Annotated in this window: 16 protein-coding genes; 6 read left to right on the top strand and 10 right to left on the bottom strand. The window is 63.9% G+C overall.

Annotated features, from left to right (window positions below; translation table 11 throughout):
* Window positions 1-29 precede the first annotated feature (29 nt).
* The gene (locus CSQ91_RS00550) at window positions 30-944 is read right to left on the bottom strand and encodes a LysR family transcriptional regulator (protein ID WP_099387101.1); all 915 of its coding nucleotides are present in this window, start codon (window positions 942-944) and stop codon (window positions 30-32) included.
* A gap of 95 nt (window positions 945-1039) precedes the next feature.
* Between CSQ91_RS00550 and CSQ91_RS00545 the strand changes: the two genes are divergently transcribed.
* On the top strand, window positions 1040-2056 hold the full coding sequence (locus CSQ91_RS00545) for a zinc-binding alcohol dehydrogenase family protein (RefSeq protein WP_099387100.1): 1017 nt from the start codon (window positions 1040-1042) through the stop codon (window positions 2054-2056).
* Here CSQ91_RS00545 and CSQ91_RS00540 read toward each other — a convergent pair whose 3' ends face one another.
* Window positions 2057-3325, bottom strand: coding sequence for a glycerate kinase type-2 family protein (locus CSQ91_RS00540; protein WP_099387099.1), 1269 nt, complete (start codon window positions 3323-3325; stop codon window positions 2057-2059). It lies immediately after the preceding gene.
* An 89-nt stretch (window positions 3326-3414) separates the two neighbouring features.
* Here CSQ91_RS00540 and CSQ91_RS00535 point away from each other — a divergent pair, with 89 nt between their 5' ends.
* Entirely contained in the window at window positions 3415-3768 is a 354-nt protein-coding gene (locus tag CSQ91_RS00535; protein WP_099387098.1) for a YnfA family protein, read from the top strand.
* Between the two features lie 6 nt (window positions 3769-3774).
* On the opposite strand, the gene CSQ91_RS00530 is transcribed toward CSQ91_RS00535, so the two are convergent.
* Together CSQ91_RS00530 and CSQ91_RS00525 are read right to left on the bottom strand one after the other, a co-directional pair.
* Window positions 3775-4176, bottom strand: coding sequence for a TerB family tellurite resistance protein (locus tag CSQ91_RS00530; RefSeq protein ID WP_034786369.1), 402 nt, complete (start codon window positions 4174-4176; stop codon window positions 3775-3777).
* 66 nt (window positions 4177-4242) lie between these two features.
* Window positions 4243-5205, bottom strand: a complete 963-nt coding sequence (locus tag CSQ91_RS00525; RefSeq protein ID WP_034786370.1) for a TerC family protein — start codon at window positions 5203-5205, stop codon at window positions 4243-4245.
* A gap of 159 nt (window positions 5206-5364) precedes the next feature.
* On the opposite strand from CSQ91_RS00525, the gene nhaR reads away from it, so the two are divergent.
* The 3 genes from nhaR (at window position 5365) to CSQ91_RS00510 (ending at window position 8155) form a co-directional block, all read left to right on the top strand.
* Window positions 5365-6264: a transcriptional activator NhaR gene (gene nhaR, locus CSQ91_RS00520; protein WP_099387097.1), complete on the top strand. Its 900-nt coding sequence runs from the start codon at window positions 5365-5367 to the stop codon at window positions 6262-6264.
* Between the two features lie 74 nt (window positions 6265-6338).
* A complete protein-coding gene (locus CSQ91_RS28825; protein ID WP_180278308.1) occupies window positions 6339-6746 on the top strand; it encodes a LysR substrate-binding domain-containing protein in 408 nt (135 codons plus the stop codon).
* Between the two features lie 86 nt (window positions 6747-6832).
* Window positions 6833-8155: a chloride channel protein gene (locus CSQ91_RS00510; protein WP_099387096.1), complete on the top strand. Its 1323-nt coding sequence runs from the start codon at window positions 6833-6835 to the stop codon at window positions 8153-8155.
* Here the strand turns inward: CSQ91_RS00510 and CSQ91_RS00505 are convergent.
* From CSQ91_RS00505 to CSQ91_RS00480, 6 genes are all read right to left on the bottom strand, one after another.
* Window positions 8152-9267: a toxin-antitoxin system YwqK family antitoxin gene (locus CSQ91_RS00505; protein WP_143450911.1), complete on the bottom strand. Its 1116-nt coding sequence runs from the start codon at window positions 9265-9267 to the stop codon at window positions 8152-8154. The genes CSQ91_RS00510 and CSQ91_RS00505 overlap by 4 nt on opposite strands.
* 77 nt (window positions 9268-9344) lie before the next feature.
* Complete coding sequence (locus CSQ91_RS00500) at window positions 9345-9839, bottom strand: MarR family winged helix-turn-helix transcriptional regulator (RefSeq protein ID WP_099387094.1); 495 nt, start codon at window positions 9837-9839, stop codon at window positions 9345-9347.
* 79 nt (window positions 9840-9918) lie between these two features.
* Window positions 9919-11049: a toxin-antitoxin system YwqK family antitoxin gene (locus CSQ91_RS00495; protein ID WP_180278307.1), complete on the bottom strand. Its 1131-nt coding sequence runs from the start codon at window positions 11047-11049 to the stop codon at window positions 9919-9921.
* A gap of 154 nt (window positions 11050-11203) precedes the next feature.
* Entirely contained in the window at window positions 11204-13039 is a 1836-nt protein-coding gene (msbA, locus tag CSQ91_RS00490) for a lipid A export permease/ATP-binding protein MsbA (protein ID WP_034786660.1), read from the bottom strand.
* Between the two features lie 108 nt (window positions 13040-13147).
* Window positions 13148-13531 (bottom strand): hypothetical protein, encoded by a 384-nt coding sequence (locus CSQ91_RS00485; RefSeq protein WP_070255181.1) that lies wholly within the window; start codon window positions 13529-13531, stop codon window positions 13148-13150.
* Between the two features lie 44 nt (window positions 13532-13575).
* Complete coding sequence (locus CSQ91_RS00480) at window positions 13576-14538, bottom strand: Dyp-type peroxidase (protein WP_099387092.1); 963 nt, start codon at window positions 14536-14538, stop codon at window positions 13576-13578.
* A 161-nt stretch (window positions 14539-14699) separates the two neighbouring features.
* On the opposite strand from CSQ91_RS00480, the gene CSQ91_RS00475 reads away from it, so the two are divergent.
* Window positions 14700-16121, top strand: a complete 1422-nt coding sequence (locus CSQ91_RS00475; RefSeq protein ID WP_099387091.1) for an aminotransferase-like domain-containing protein — start codon at window positions 14700-14702, stop codon at window positions 16119-16121.
* The last annotated feature ends 50 nt before the right edge of the window (window positions 16122-16171 follow it).

Genomic DNA, 16171 nt, shown 5'->3' with positions numbered 1-16171 from the left:
CGGGAACATCGCAAATGAGCAATCCACCGTCAATCATGCTGTTTCAATAGCTCCGCACATTGGTCGCGCAGGAAATCGCGCAGCTGCAGCACCAGCGGCGTCACCTGCGCCCGGTGCGTGCAGACCAGGTGCAAGGGCGTGGCTTCGCCCGCCACGCCGGGCAACAGCGCTTGCAGGCGGCCGGCGGCCACGTCTCCCGCCACGTCGAGCCGCGATTTGTAGGCGATGCCCAGCCCCGCCACGGCCCAGCGCCGCACCAGGTCGGCGTCGTCGGCGCTGCGGTTGCCGCTCACGGACACCGTCACTTGCTCGCGCTGGGGCAGGCGGTAAAAGGTCCAGCGGTCGTGCAAGCCGTCTTCCAGCGCAAAGCGCAGGCAATTACGCTGCGACAAATCTTCCAGCGCCAGCAGGGGGCCATATTCGCGCAGGTAGGCGGGCGACGCCACCAGCACCCGGTCGTTGGCGGGCGCGATCGGCATGGCGACCATGCTCGAATCGTCTTGCTGGCCATAGCGGATGGCCACGTCGACTTGCTGGCGCACCATGTCGGCCACCCGGTCGCTGACGCTGAGCTGATAGTGCAGTTTCGGATGGCGCGACTGGAATTCGTCCAGCCAGCCCAGCATCAGGTTGCGGCCCAGGTCGGAGGGCATGGCAATTTTCAAGGTTCCGCCGAAACTGTCCTTGCCGGCTAGCAGCGCATCGTGGCCTGCGCGCAGCAGGCGCAAGGCTTCGCGCGCGTGTTCCAAGTATTGCGTGCCTTCCGCCGTCAGGCTCAGCGAACGCGTCGTGCGGGCCAGCAAACGCAAGCCCAGCTCCCCTTCCAGGCGCTTGACGGCGGCGCTGGCCAGCGCGGGCGAAATGCCGATCTCGCGCGCGGCCGCCGACAAACTGCCCCGGTCGGCCGTGCGCACAAATACCTGCAAGTCATCGAGTCGCAGCAATTTTCAGCATTCCTTTGAAAGTGTTTCGGTACGTACCCCCTGTTTCCAGGAAGGCATTGCCGCCATCATACGGTATCCACCCAACGAGGAAGCACATGAAAGCCATCGCCTACCACCACAGCCTGCCCATCACGGATGCCGACGCCCTGCTCGACATCGAGCTGCCCGAGCCCGTCGCCACGGGGCGCGACCTGCTAGTCGCCGTGCACGCCATTTCCGTCAATCCCGTCGACACCAAGGTGCGCAAGAACCGCGCCCCGAAAGAGGGCCAGCCGGAAGTGCTGGGCTGGGATGCAGCCGGCGTCGTCACCGCCGTCGGCCCCGACGTGACCCTGTTCCAGGTGGGAGATAAAGTCTGGTACGCGGGCGCCATCAACCGCCCCGGCAGCAACAGCGAATTCCAGCTGGTCGACGAGCGCATCGTCGGCCACATGCCCGCCAGTCTGGACTTTGCCCCGGCCGCCGCCCTGCCCCTCACGGCCATTACAGCCTGGGAATTGCTGTTCGACCGCCTGCAGCTCAGCCGCGACAGAAATCTGACAGGCAAGTCCCTGCTGGTAATCGGCGCGGCCGGCGGCGTCGGTTCCGTGCTGGTGCAGCTGGCGCGGCAATTGACAGGCGTCACCGTCATCGGCACGGCCTCGCGCGCGGAAACGGCGGACTGGGTGAAGGAACTGGGCGCCCACCACGTGATCGACCACAGCTTGCCGCTGGCGGGGGAAATCACGCGCCTGGGCTTGCCGCCCGTCGATTATGTGATCAGCCTGAACCAGACTGACCAGCATTTCGAGCAGATCGTGGAACTGATCGCGCCGCAGGGCAAGTTCGCCCTGATCGACGACCCCGAGCACATCGACGTGCGCAAGTTCAAGGGCAAGAGCGTGTCGCTGCACTGGGAACTGATGTTTACCCGTTCGCTGTTCCAGACGGCCGACATGGTCAAGCAGCATGAGCTGCTCCAGGAACTGGCGCAGCTGGTCGATGCGGGCACCATCAAGACCACCCTGGCCGAGCGCTTCGGCACGATCAATGCGGCGAATTTGAAGCGCGCACATGCCCTGCTGGAAAGCAATACGGCAAAAGGGAAGATTGTGCTGGAAGGTTTCCAGTAATCAGGTAATCAGGATAGCCCGGAAATCATTGACGTTCGTCAATGTCGGGCCCGTGACCACGCTGTCTCCCAGCGCCTGGAAAAAGCCGTGGCCATCGTTGTTGTCGAGGCTGTCGCGCGGTTTGATACCTTGCGCCCAGGCCCGCTGCAGGGTGTCCGGCGCCAGAACAGCGCCGGCGATGTCTTCCTGGCCGTCGACGCCATCCGTGTCGCCGGCCAGCGCGTGGATGCCTTCGCGCCCATCGAGCGCGATGCCCAGCGCCAGCAGGAATTCCACGTTGCGCCCGCCGCGCCCGTTGCCGCGCACGGTGACCGTCGTTTCGCCGCCCGACAGCAGCACGCACGGGGCGGGAAACGGCTGGCCACGCAAGGCCGTTTGCAGCGCGATGCCGGCCATCACCTTGCCCACGTCGCGCGCCTCGCCTTCCAGGCTGTCGCCCAATATATACGGCGTGACGCCGGCCGCGCGCGCCACGGCGGCTGCCGCTTCGAGCGCCATCTGCGGCGTGGCGATCAGGGTGGTGTGCGTGCGCGCCAGACGGGGATCGTCGGGCTTCACGGATTCGCCGCGCCCGCTTTCCAGCACTTTGCGTATGCTGTCCGGCAAGTCCATGCCATAGCGGCGCACGATGGCCAGCGCGTCCTCGCACGTGGTGGCGTCGCCCACCGTGGGGCCGGACGCGATATCGCCCAGCTTGTCGCCGGGCACGTCGGAAATCGCCAAAGTGATGACTTGCGCCGGATGGCAGGCGGCTGCCAGGCGCCCGCCCTTGATGGCGGACAAATGGCGGCGCACGCAATTCATTTCGCCGATGGTGGCGCCCGACGCCAGCAGCGCGCGGTTCAGCGCCTGCTTGTCTTCCAGGCTGATGCCCTCCAACGGCAAGGCCAGCAGGGACGAGCCGCCGCCCGAAATCAGACACAGCACCGTGTCGTCGGCCTGCAAGTTGGCAACCAGTTCGAGCATGCGCCGGGCAGCCTCCATGCCGGCCGCATCCGGCACGGGATGCGACGCTTCGACAATCTCGATGCGCTCACACGGCACGGCATAGCCATAGCGCGTGACGACGAGGCCCGACAGCGGCCCCGGCCAGTGCCGTTCCACGGCTTGCGCCATGGCGGCCGACGCCTTGCCGGCGCCAATGACGATCAGGCGGCCCTTGGGCGCGGGCGGCAGATGGGGCGGTATGCAGTGCGATGGCTGGGCCGCTTCGATGGCGGCCTGGAACATGGCTTGCAGCAAGGCGCGTGGCGCTGAGGTGGTCGTCATTTTGTTTCCTCCGGGATCCGGTCCCGATCATAGCAGGGCCGGCAGCCTGGCAGCTACAATGGCTGCTCGACGGTAAAAACAGGAATGCAATGAACGATGCAATTGAATGGACTGGACTGGCCCGCACCTTCGGGCTGTTTACCGTCACGGCCGTGGCCGAACTGCTGGGCTGCTACCTGCCCATGCTATGGCTGAGCAACAAGGGCAGCGCCTGGCTGCTATTGCCGGCCGCCATCAGCCTCTTGATCTTCGTCTGGCTGCTGACCTTGCACCCGGCCGCCAGCGGCAGGGTGTATGCCACGTATGGCGCCATCTATATCGCCACGGCGCTGGGATGGCTGTGGCTGGTGGACGGCGTCACGCCGGCCTGGACGGACATCGCCGGCGTGGGCCTGGCCCTGGCCGGCGCCGCCGTCATTGCGATGGGACACAAGACGGCTTGATGTGCATCAGGCGGCATGCGCGCGGAAGTTCGTTTCCGCTGACCATGCCGCGCTGGCGCGGGCCAGCAAGACGGCTTCGCCATCGGCCAGCCAATCGTCCGCATCGGCGATCTTCCACATGGCTTGCAACAGCTTGCGGCGCAAGTCCGGGTCATCGATTTCATCGAGCAAGCTGTCGATCACGCCATTGGCCAGCTGCACGGCGCCATGCACGGTCGACGTCAGCATGTCGTCGCACAAGTCTTGCAGCAGTTGCTGGAAGGCGGCCGGCGCCAGGTCGATATGCTCGAGGATCTTGCTGCGGTGCATGGCTTGCAGCTCGGCGCTGGCCAGGTTACCGTCGACCACCATCATCAGGGCCAGGATACGTCCCGCTGCCTGGGGACTGTTTACTTCATACGTACGCATAATCTCTTTTCCATTGTGAGTTTAAAAAGCGCGCCACCGCCGTGCGGGGCGCGCCGTACTGCTGTTTTACTGTTTGTCGCTGCGGGTGATGAACACGCTGGCCACGCAGCTCGACACGATCAGGACTGCCACCACCAGCAACGATGCTTCCACCGGCACGTGGTACCACGGCATGATCAGCATCTTTGCGCCGATGAACACCAGCACCATCGCCAGGCCATACTTGAGCATGTGGAAGCGATCAGCCACGTCCACCAGCAAGAAGTACAGGGCCCGCAATCCCATGATGGCGAACAGGTTCGACGTGAAGACGATGAACGGGTCCGTCGTGATGGCGAAAATCGCCGGGATCGAATCGACCGCGAATACCAGGTCCGTCACCTCGATCAGGATCAGCACCAGGAACAGCGGCGTGACATAACGCAAGCCACCCTTTGCCACGAAGAAACGCTCGCCATGGTCGCCATCGGCCACCCGCAAGTGGCGGCGGGCAAAGCGCAGCACCGGGTTGTTCGCCACGTCCGGTTCCGCATCGGCCGCCACCAGCATGCGCATGCCTGTAATCAACAGGAAGGCGCCGAACAGGTACAGCACCCAGCTGAACTCGCTCACCACCCATGCACCGGCCATGATCATCACGGCGCGCATGACGATCGCGCCCAGCACGCCATAGATCAGCACGCGGCGCTGGTACTGGATCGGCACCTGGAAGGCGCTGAAGATCAGCAGGAAGACGAACACGTTATCGACCGACAGCGCTTTCTCGATCAGGTAGCCGGAGAAAAATTCCAGCGCCTTCTGGTTGGCGATCTCGGGTCCGGCCGTGCCGTTCAGATACCACCACAGTCCGCCGTTGAACAGCAGGGCCAGGCTGACCCACACGAGCGACCATGTCGCCGCTTCCTTGACACTGACCTTGTGCGCCTTGTTGCCGCCAAAGACGAACAAGTCCAGCGCCAGCATCACCAGGACAAAGGCGATGAAGCCGGCCCACATGGGGGCCGTCGCAATACTTTCCAGGCCGTTCATCGGCGGCCTCCGCAATGCTCTGTTTGTATCCTGAAGTCCATGGCACTCTCCTTGCATGAATTGAGCAGCCATCATAGTCCGAATATAAACATCGAACAAATCGAATATAATTTAAGAATACATCGAAAAACTCGATGCATTAATCTACCGGAAAATACCATGTCGACACTCAACTTCAAGCACTTGCGCTATTTCTGGATGGTGGCCAAGACGGGCAGCATCGCCCGCGCGGCCGAGCAGCTGCACCTGACGCCGCAATCGATTTCCGGCCAGCTCAGCGAATTTGCCGACACCCTGGGCGTGGAACTGTTCCGCCGCAGCGGGCGCCAGCTGGAATTGACGGACACGGGCAGGCGCATCCTCAGCCATGCCGAAAGCATCTTCAGCACGGGCGATGAATTGCTGGAAATCGTGCGCGACCAGTCGCGCACCACGACGACGACCTTCCGCGTCGGCTGCGCCGATTCCGTCTCAAAACTGATCGCCTGCCGCCTCGTCGCGCCGGCGCTGGGACTGGCCGAACCGCTGCGCATCATTTGCCGCGAAGGCCGGCTGGCCAGCCTGCTGGCGGACCTGGCCGTGCACCGGCTCGACCTGATCATGGCGGACCGTCCCATGCCGGCCCATCTGAGCGTGCGCGGCTTTAACCATTTGCTGGGCGAAAGCGGCATGACACTGTTCGGCACGCCAGCGCTGGCCGCCACCCTGACGGGGAGCTTCCCGCAATGCCTCGATGGCGCGCCGCTGCTGCTGCCCGGAGAAGACTTCGCCATCTACGGACGCTTGCTGCAATGGCTGGGCGACAACAAGCTGCACCCGCGCATCGTCGGCGAGTTCGACGACAGCGCCATGATGAAAGCCTTCGGCCAGTCCGGCGCCGGCCTGTTCTTTGCGCCCACCGTCATCGCGCCCCAGGTCTGCGAACAGTACGCCGTGGTGGCGCTGGGCCGGGTCGACAGCCTCGTCGAGCAAGTGTATGCGATCACCACGGAACGGCGCCTGAGCCACCCGGCCACCATCGCCATCAGCCAGAGCGCGCGGCACGAGCTGTTCGTGTAAGCCAGATTCAATCGCTGACGACGATTTTTCCCGGCTGCCCGCCCCGCTCCAGCAGGGCATGCGCGCGCAACACGGTGGCGGCATCCATCGGCGACAGGCGCTGTCCTCTTGATCTGCAACACCATACTTGCCTGCACTACCGCTTCCGCCACAACGGCAAGGTCGAACAATGGCAACTGCACCAGGAAGCCGAGGCGTCGCTACCGGACTTGCCTTTGTCGATGGTGTGCAACAACGTGGAAGCACGCCTGCACTTCGCCCGGCAAGGCCTGGGCATCGCCTGGCTGCCCGACTTTCATGTGCGCAGCGCGCTCGCCGACGGCAGCCTGGTCGAGGTGCTGAGGGACTACGCGATCGCCGACCATCCAGCCCACAGCTGCTGGCTGCTGTGGCCGTCCGGACCGCACCTGGCGCCGAAAGTACGGGCTCTCGTCGATTTCCTGGCCGAGGCGAAGCTGTTGTCGCCTCTTGCCCACAAATAAGGCACAGGAAATACATTTGAACAAATACATCTATATAATGGCAAGTCTCCCCGACGCCCTGCGCGCCCCTTCCTGGACTTGCCGCAATGAAGCACTTGCACGATATTCCCTCTGCCTTCAAGCATGAATTTGCCAACCCGCGCCTGTGGTGGTCGCGCGCCGTCGTCGTCGGCATGGCTGCCATCGCGGGCCTCGTCGTCGTGGGCTTTACGTGGCTGGCGGAAGAAGCGCTGGACTTGTTTCTGTTCTTTAACGGCAAGGCCTGGTGGTTCGCCCTGCTGTGGACGCCGGCCTGCGCCGCCGTGCTGGTCTGGCTGACGCGCCGCTACGCGATGGGTGCGGCCGGTTCCGGCATCCCGCAAGTGATGGCCACCCTGGACCCGGCCGTGGCGCCGGAACAGCGCTCCTTGTTTGTCTCGTTGAAACTCAGTGCCGCGAAAATCTGCCTGACGACCGGCGGCTTGCTGGGGGGATTGTCCCTGGGGCGCGAAGGGCCGTCCGTGCAGATCGCCGCCGGCGTGATGCTGGCCGCGCGCCGCTGGCTGCCCCGTCACTCGCAGGTGAGCGCCCATTCCCTGCTGGTGGCCGGTGGCGCGGCCGGCATCGCGGCCGCCTTCAACACGCCGCTGGCGGGCGTCATGTTTGCCATCGAGGAACTGTCACGCTCGCCGGAACAGCGCAACAGCGGCCTCATCGTCGCCGGCATCGTACTGGCCGGCATGATGGCCGTGTCGATCCACGGCAACGCCACCCACTTCGGCATCATCCACCCCGGCCCCATCGGCCTGGCGCTGGCCTTGCCGGGTTTACTCGTGACCCTGGTCGCGGGCGTGGCGGGCGGCCTGTTCGCCCGGCTGCTGCTGGCCTCCGCCCGGGGCAATCCACTGGGAAAATTGTCTGCGTGGAGAACAGGCCGGCCCGTGCTGTTCGCCGCCGTCTGCGGCGTGCTGGTGGCGGCCATCGGCATCGCCAGCCACGGCGCCACGTTCGGCAGCGGCACCGTGGCCACGCGCGCCATGCTGGAAGGCGCCAGTGACGCCTCCCCCGCCTTTGTTGCCTTCAAGTATGTGGCGACGTGGCTGACCGTCTGGTCGGGCGTGCCTGCGGGCATCTTCGCGCCGTCCCTGGCCATCGGCGCCGGCATTGGCCACGATATCGCCGTGCTGCTGCACTACCCGCACGCGCCGGCCCTGATCGCGCTGGGCATGGTGGGCTTCCTGGCCGCCGCCACGCAGGCGCCGCTGACAGCCTTCATCATTGTCATGGAAATGGTCGACGGCCACGGCATGGTGCTGAGCCTGATGGCCTGCGCCGTCGTCGCCAGCACGGTCTCGCGCGTACTCAGCGAACCGCTGTACGGAGCGCTGGCGCAGCTGCAATTGCAACGCTTGCCAGCGGCAGCAAGCTAGAAATTGCGGCAGGCACGCAGCAAGCGGCCATCCTGCCACTCGCAGATGGTGCGCGTGCCGTCGCCGGCCCAGGCCCGTTCCAGGCCCTGCTTGCGCCCGTGCACGTAATCCACGGCATGGCGGGGCGAGCCGTCCGCATGCCACTCCCGCCAGGCGCCATGCGGCACGTCATCATGGTAGGCAACGAGCCGGGCCAGCTTGCCGTTCGCATGCCATTGCCTGTCCTCGCCCTGCGCGCGGCCCTGCTCATCCTGCTGACGCTGGCGCAGCGGCGTGCCATCGTCGCGCCAGCTTTGCGTGCTCAGCATGACGCCATCCTCGAACAGGTTTTTCTGGTCCAGCTGGCCATTCGCGAAATACAGCAGCGACCAGCCCTGCGGCTTGCCATGCAGGAAATTGAGGCGCGACATTTCACGGCCGTCCGGCCACCAGGCCTGGTGCAGGCCGTTGCGCTGGCCGTCCAGATACGGTCCCCGCTCGGCCAGCCTGCCATTCGGATGAAACGCCGTCACTTCACCGGTCAGCACGCCATCGACGAAATGCGCGCGGTTGCTGACCTGGCCATGCTCGTCAAAGCTCAGGAATTCGCCATCGGCGGGCTGGCCCGCGTGATACAGCAATGCATGCCTCAGCTGGCCATTCGCATGATAGTGGCTATGCAAGCCTTCGTACTCGCCTGCGCGGTAAGCCTTGCGGCTTTTCACCGTGCCGTCCGCATAGTACGCGACGGTCACGCCATCGAAGTCTCCTTCCCCATTGCGCTCTTCCAGCAAGCCCAGCTGGCCATCGGCGAAATACACGCTGCGCTGGTAGACGTAACCGGGCGACGCCAGGTCCGTGCTGCGCAGCCAGGCATCCATGTGCAGCTTGCCTGGCGGCTGCGCGAAATGCAGCTGCCAATGCCAGGCCTGGCGGGCCGCATCGTGGTGCAACGGTGCGCGCTGCTCGTACATGGCCACAGCGGGCGCAGCGGGCTGGTAATCCGCGTCGAAATAGAGGGAGGCCGGCGACTGCCCGGAAGGCAAAGCCGGGATGGCCAACTCATTGGCCATGCAAATGGTGGAAGAACCGGCCAGGACGGTGGCCAGCAAAACGGAAGTAAATATCTTCAATGCGTGCTTTCATCAACGGTGCGACAGCGCCGATGATAATGGCAAGCGCGGCGGTCCAGCCGCACGCTTGCCAGGGATTACATGGTGAACGGAAATGGCTGCATGCCCGCCTGCCTGTCATCGGGAGCGACAACGGCCAGCAAGGCGCTCAAGCCCTGGTTCAGGTGCGCCAGGCTGTCGGCATCGAGCTGGCTCAGCGCGCTGGGCAGCAAGCCGCGCGCCGGCTGCGGCGCGCCGGCGATCACGGTCTGCCCTTCCGCCGTCAGGGTCAGGGTCACCACGCGCTGGTCGGGCTGGTCGCGCGCCTTACGCACATAGGCTTTTTTGACTAGCGCCTCAACCAGGTTGCTGGCCGTCGTCTGGTGGATCGACATCTTGCTGGCCAGCTCGCCCATGCGCAGGCCCGGCCGCTCCAGCAATTCCTGCATCACCCACAATTGCGCGCCCGATACGCCGCATTGCTTCTCGATCTGCGCCGAGTGGCGCTGCGCCGCGCGCATCACGACGCGCATGTTTTGCAAGGCCATGCCTTGCGCCCTGGCCATCGCCGATACTTCCGCTTCCACCACCATTGCCTCCAGTTATCCCGCCGGCTTCACGCCTGCTGGCGGGCCGGAATCCCTGCATGATACCTGCAAAGGCGGACGACTCCTAGCGCATGGAAACTGGCTCTCCGGCTTGCCACGCCTGTTCCAGCACCAGCTTGCCGGCCTTGTCCCAGTGGCGCTCGATGCCGTGCTTCTTGCCGTGTTCGTACGGCACGATCTGCCGCAGGCTGCCATCGTCGTACCAGGTCTGCAGCAAGCCGTGGCGCTGGCCTTCGACAAACGGGGTCACGCTGGCGCGCGCGCCGTTGGCATGCCAATCCGTCGTGTCGCCGTGGTCGCGCCCCTGCGCGTCTTTTTGCCAGGCAAACACGGGCCGGCCACTCGGGGCCCACGTTTGCAAGCTGAGCACGGCGCCTTTCTGGTACAGCGTCTTGTTCGACACGACGCCATTGCCATGGCTTTCAAACGACCAGCCGTCGGGTTGGCCGTGCACCCAGACGGTCCGGGCCAGCACCTTGCCATCCTGCGCGTACATGACGAACTCGCCCTCGCGCTGGCCATTGACGTACCGCCCCTTCCGGAACAGCTTGCCATCGGCATAAAACGATTCCTCCACACCATCCATCTGGCCATGGTGTCGATACGAGCGGTTGCTGACGGCCCCGTTCGCGCCATACGACACTTGCTCGCCATCGGCCATCTCGTCGCCGTGATACAGCGTGCGGCTCATCAGCTGGCCATTCTGGTGATACCTTTCCGATATGCTGTCGCGCCCATTCGGCAAGGCGGTCACCCGCTGCTGGACCTGCCCACTCTCGAAGTACACACTGCCGCCGAGCAGCTCCTCGCCCTGGGCATTGAAATAGGTTTCACGCAGCAGTTGGCCATTCTCGTAGTAGTACTTGCGAAACTTCACGAATTTGACCTGGCTCAGGTCCAGGTCCGTGGCATAGGTTTCAAAGGCCAGCACGCCCGGCGTGTCGGGAAATTCCAGCCGTACATGCCAGGCGCCCAGCGCCTCGTCGCGCATGGGCGGCGTGCGCAGCGCATACACGGCGCGACGCTCGTTGCTGGGCATGAAATTTTCATCCAGATACATGGTCCTGTCCTCTTCTTGCGCGTGATGGGAAGCCGTTGCCGACGACGGCGTATCTTCCTGTGCCGCCAGCGGCAAGGCCGTACTCATACCCAGCGCGGCGGCCAGCAGCCAGCGCATTGTCTGTTGATTCTTCATGTTGCTCCATTGTTCATGTTGCTTTGCGGCTGCCATCATAAAGGCAAGCGCCGGTCGCCACAGGCACGATTGACACCCCATGAAAAAAGGCCGGGACGGACCTGCTGGTCCGGCTCCGGCCTGGCGCATGGGCAGGCGCAGGATGGGCCAGGCGTCAGCCCAGGGCATCCTTGACGGGAGATAGCTGGCTCGCATGCAGGCGCGCATACGCGCCGCCCTGCTGCAGCAAGTCCGCATGGCTGCCCGATTCCACCAGGCGCCCGCCCTGCATGACGACGATGCGGTCGGCACTTTCGATGGTCGACAGCCTGTGGGCGATGACGATGGTGGTGCGGTTGCGCATCAGCACTTCCAGCGCGGCCTGCACGGAGCGCTCCGACTCCGTGTCCAGCGCGCTGGTCGCTTCGTCGAGCAGCAAAATCGGCGCATCCTTGTACAGGGCGCGGGCGATGGCCAGGCGCTGGCGTTGTCCGCCCGACAGGCGCGAACCGTTCTGCCCCGCCTGGGTGTCGTAGCCTTGCGGCAGTTGCATGATGAAGTCGTGGGCGTAGGCGGCGCGCGCCGATGCTTCGATGCGGTCCTGGTCCGGGGCCGGGTCGCCATACGCGATATTCGCCGCCATCGTGTCATTGAACAGGATCACATCCTGGCTGACGAGGGCGAACTGGCGCCGCAGGGCCAGCAAGGCGTAGTCGCGCACGTCGACGCCGTCGAGCAGGATCTGGCCGCCGCTGACGTCATAGAAGCGCGGCAGCAAGCCCAGCAAGGTTGTCTTGCCGCCGCCGGAGCCGCCCACCAGGGCCACCGTTTCGCCGGCGCGGATGTCGAGCGTGATATTGCTCAAGGCCGTGGGCGCATCGGGATCGTCGCTGTTGTAGCGGAAATGCACATTCTGCAAGGACAAATTGCCCTGCACCGCGGCCGGGGCCACTGTGCCCGGGTCCGGTTCCAGCGGCGTGTCGATCAAACCAAAAACGGACTCGGCCGCAGCCAGGCCCCGCTGCAGCGGCTCATTGATCTTCGTCAAATTCTTGATCGGCGACTGCATGGCCATCAGCGCGCCCATGAACGCGACGAAGGCGCCCGGCGTGATGGCGCCGCTTTGCGCGCGCAGCATGGCGAAATAGATCACGGATGACAGGGTAATACCGACAAGCATCATGATGAAGCCGGAATTCATGGCCGAGGTAGCCGCGTGCTTGACGGCCAGCTGGCGGTTGCGCTTGACCACGTCGACGAAGCGCGCCTGTTCATAATCTTGCCCGCCAAAGATTTTCACGACGCGCTGGCCGGCTATGCTTTCGTCCAGCACGGACGTCAGCTCGCCCACGGCTTGCTGCGAACTCTTGCTCAGATGGCGCATGCGGCGTCCCGCCAGGGTCACGACGATGGCCACGATGGGCATCGAGGCCATGCAGAACAGGGCCAGTTTCACGTCGATGCTGAATAGCAGGATCAGGTAGCCGACGGTGGCGACGGAGTCGCGCACCATCACGTTGAGCACGTTCAAGCCCGCCTGCGACACCTGGCTGGCGTCGAACGCCACGCGCGACTGCGTCAGGCTGGTGGTGGTGGTATCGAAAAAGCGGCTGGGCAGACGCATGATGGTGGCGAACATCTTTTCGCGCAGGTCGGCCTGCACCCGGCTCGATAGCCAGACGGAACCATAATCGCCGGCAAAGCTCGACACCATGCGCAGCACGGCCAGGCCCAGGATAGTGGCGGGAATCACCCACAGGTCCACCTGCCCTGCCTGTGCAGGCAAGAAACGGTCGACCCAGCCCTGCAGCATGCCCATCACGCCGGACACGGGCGCGACCTGCGTGCTGGCCGTCGCGCGCATGGCATCGACGACGTTTTGCAACTGGCGGATTAACAACACATCGGTGGCGGACGCCACGCCCACGGCCAGCAAGGTGGCGGCAACGATGGCGCCATAGCGGCGAAACTGGCCGGCCAGGCGGAAAAACAGGAGGCGACTTTGCTGCATGCAGGTGAGAAAAGTGAGGGTAAAGCGTGATTCTAACCGCTGCAACACTTACTTATGAGAAAGTCGCACCTTGCCGGTGCAGAACCGGCAAGGGAAATGCACGGGCAATCAGCTCTTCGCCACTTTCCACGCGGCCGTGCCGGCCTTGCAGACCTTCAGCTTGAGGGTCTGTTCCTGGCCCTTGGCGTTCAAGGCAACCTGCACCTTGCGGCATGTTTGCGCATCCGTCTTTTCCGTGTCGCTGGCCGTGATCTCGGCGGCGATGCGCACGGAATTGCGCAAGCCTTCATTGCTCCATTGCACGGTTTCGCCATCCTTCTTGTCATTGAGCACGTCGGTGACGGCCTTCACGAAGACGGGCTTGTCGTTCTTGTTCAGGTAAGCCATGGGCGTATCGGCCAGGAAACCCAGGCCGACGGCGGAGGCGGAAGCGCTGAAGACGACGCTGCCGAAGATCAGGGCGGACAGCAATGTGGCGGGACGAATACGCATGGAAAACTCCTTTAAAGTAAAAATAGGAACCGCCGGGACGGCCCTCAGCCGGGATCCGCCGGCGAAATACCCACGGCCAGCAAGGCATCGATGCTGGGCACAAAATAGATCGCCGACGACAGCGCCGTGGAAAAATCCAGCAGCCGGTCCGTCTTGGTGACGCCATCATAGCCTACGCCGTACATTTGCCGCAGCATGCCCATGGTCACCGTGATGTCCTTGCAGAAACCGACAAACATGACGCCCGCCTCGCTGGCATTGGCGTAATTGGCGTTGCGGCGCACGATATCGACTTCCTCGCCATCGCGGATGAACTGGTTACGGCCCACGTGGGAATCGACGGGCAGCGGCGACAATTCATGGCTGCCGGCCTTGGTGCGGCCCCACACCTGCTCCGCCGCGTGCACGGGCAAGGCGCGCAGGCGCTCCACATCCATACGCCATTTTTGCAGCAGCACGGTGGAGCCGCCCGCGCCCGCTTCACCGTCCGGAATGATGGCCACGCCGTTGGCGCGAAACGGATTCGGGTTGGCGACGCCGTCGGCAAAGCCGTCAAACGTCACGTTATTGTGATACGGAAAACACACCTGCTCGCTGGCCAGCTCGGCGAAAGGACTCAGCAAAGTGAGCGTCGTGCGCATGCTGTCGTACAGGGTGGCCGCGTTCGACTGCGTGATCCGGACCCAGAAATCGTGCTGGGCGGCCGGCGCCGTCTTGCCGTTGGCGCCCACCAGGTCTTGCCCGAACGACGCCATATTGTCCGGCACGCAACCCGGGCAAGCGGCGCGCCACAGCTCGGGCTTGAATCCCAGTACCACGTTGGCGGTACCGCCCGTCAACTGATGGTGGCGATTCAGGGTGGGGTCCAGGATGCCCGTGACCTCGGACTCCCACAGCTTGCCCAGCACCTTGAACAGCTGCTCCGGTTCAACGCCGGCCTTCACATTGAACTGCAAATGCACTTCGTCGCGCGCGACGACGGACAGCATGCTTTGTGGAATTGCCATGACCAATATTCCTTTTTTCGTTTTCTATGTGGATGGTAAACCAGAAGTACGGGATGACAGTTCCATTTCGACAACATGCGTTCATTGCAAGCATACCTCCCTCATGAATTGGAAGATAATGCAATGACGTAGAGCAAGAATCAAAGAATGGATACCATTGCATGAAATTGTATGAAAAGCTCGTCAGCGACATCGAGCAACTGGTGGCCAAGGGCGTGCTCTTGCCCGGCGAACGCATTCCCTCCGTGCGCCAGGCCAGCCAGCAACACAAGCTGAGCATCACCACGGTGCTGCGCGCCTACGTCAAGCTGGAAAGCATGGGCGTGATAGAAAGCCGCCCCCAGTCCGGCTACTTCGTGCGCCCGCGCGCCAGCGACACGGCCGCGCCCGCCATGTGCATGCAGGCGTCGCACCCCAGCCCCGTGCCGGCGGAAGTGCACGTCAGCCGCCTGGTGCTGTCGACCCTGCGCTCGATCGGCCTGCACGACGCCATCCCGCTGGGCTCGCCATACCCCGATCCGTCGCTGTTTCCCTGGGAACGCATCAACCAGTATGCGGGCGCCGTGGCGCGCCGCAACCGCGCGTGGAACGTGACGGACGACCTGCCGCCGGGTAACCCGCAGCTGATCCGCGAAATCGCCCGCCGCTACCTGGAAAACGGCCTGGCCGTCGATCCCGACGAAATCATCGTCACCGTGGGCGCCACGGAAGCGATCAACCTGTGCCTGCAAGCCGTGGCCAAGCCGGGCGACACCATCGCCGTCGAGTCGCCCACCTTCTATGCCATGCTGATGGCCGTCGAACGGCTGGGCATGAAGGTGGTGGAAGTATCCACCGATCCGTACGACGGCATCAGCATCAAGGCGCTGGCCGACATCATGGCCCGCCAGCCGATCGCCGCCGTCATGGTGATGCCGAACTTCCAGAATCCGCTGGGCTTTCAGATGTCCGACCAGCGCAAGCGGGCCCTGTACCAGCTGCTGGAGCAGCACGACGTGCCCGCCATCGAAAACGGCGTCTACAACGAACTGTATTACGGCGATGCCCATCCGTCCTCGCTCAAATCGTACGACCGCAAGGGCCTGGTGCTGCACTGCTCCTCGTTTTCCAAGAGCCTCAGTTCGGCGCAGCGCGTGGGCTGGGCTCTGGCCGGACGCTACCGGGGCAAGGTGGAAGAGCTCAAATTCCTCAATACCCTGGCCACGTCCTCGTTTCCGCAGCTGGCCATTGCCGAATACCTGCAAAACGACGGCTACGAACAGCATCTGCGCCGCACCCGCAAGGCTTATGCCCAGCAGGCGCGCATCATGGCGGCCGCCGTGCTGCGCTTCTTTCCTGCCGGCACGAAAATCTCGCACCCGCAGGGCGGCTACGTGCTGTGGGTGGAGCTGCCCGGCAATATAGATTCCATGCAGTTGTACCGGCGCGCGCTGGAATGCAAGATCACCGTGGGTCCGGGACGCATGTTTTCCGTCAGCCAGGCCTACAAGCATTGCATCCGCCTCAACTACAGCTATCCGTGGAGCGTGGGTGTGGAACAGGCAATCATCCTGCTCGGTAAGCTCATCACCGAATTCCTCTAATAACACCTATCAAAACCTACTGCGCGTCGTAATTTGCGGCCTGCGATGCT

It is taken from the genome of Janthinobacterium sp. BJB301, assembly GCF_002735685.1.
Taxonomy (GTDB): domain Bacteria; phylum Pseudomonadota; class Gammaproteobacteria; order Burkholderiales; family Burkholderiaceae_D; genus Janthinobacterium; species Janthinobacterium lividum.
This window is presented reverse-complemented; position numbering and strand designations above follow the sequence as displayed.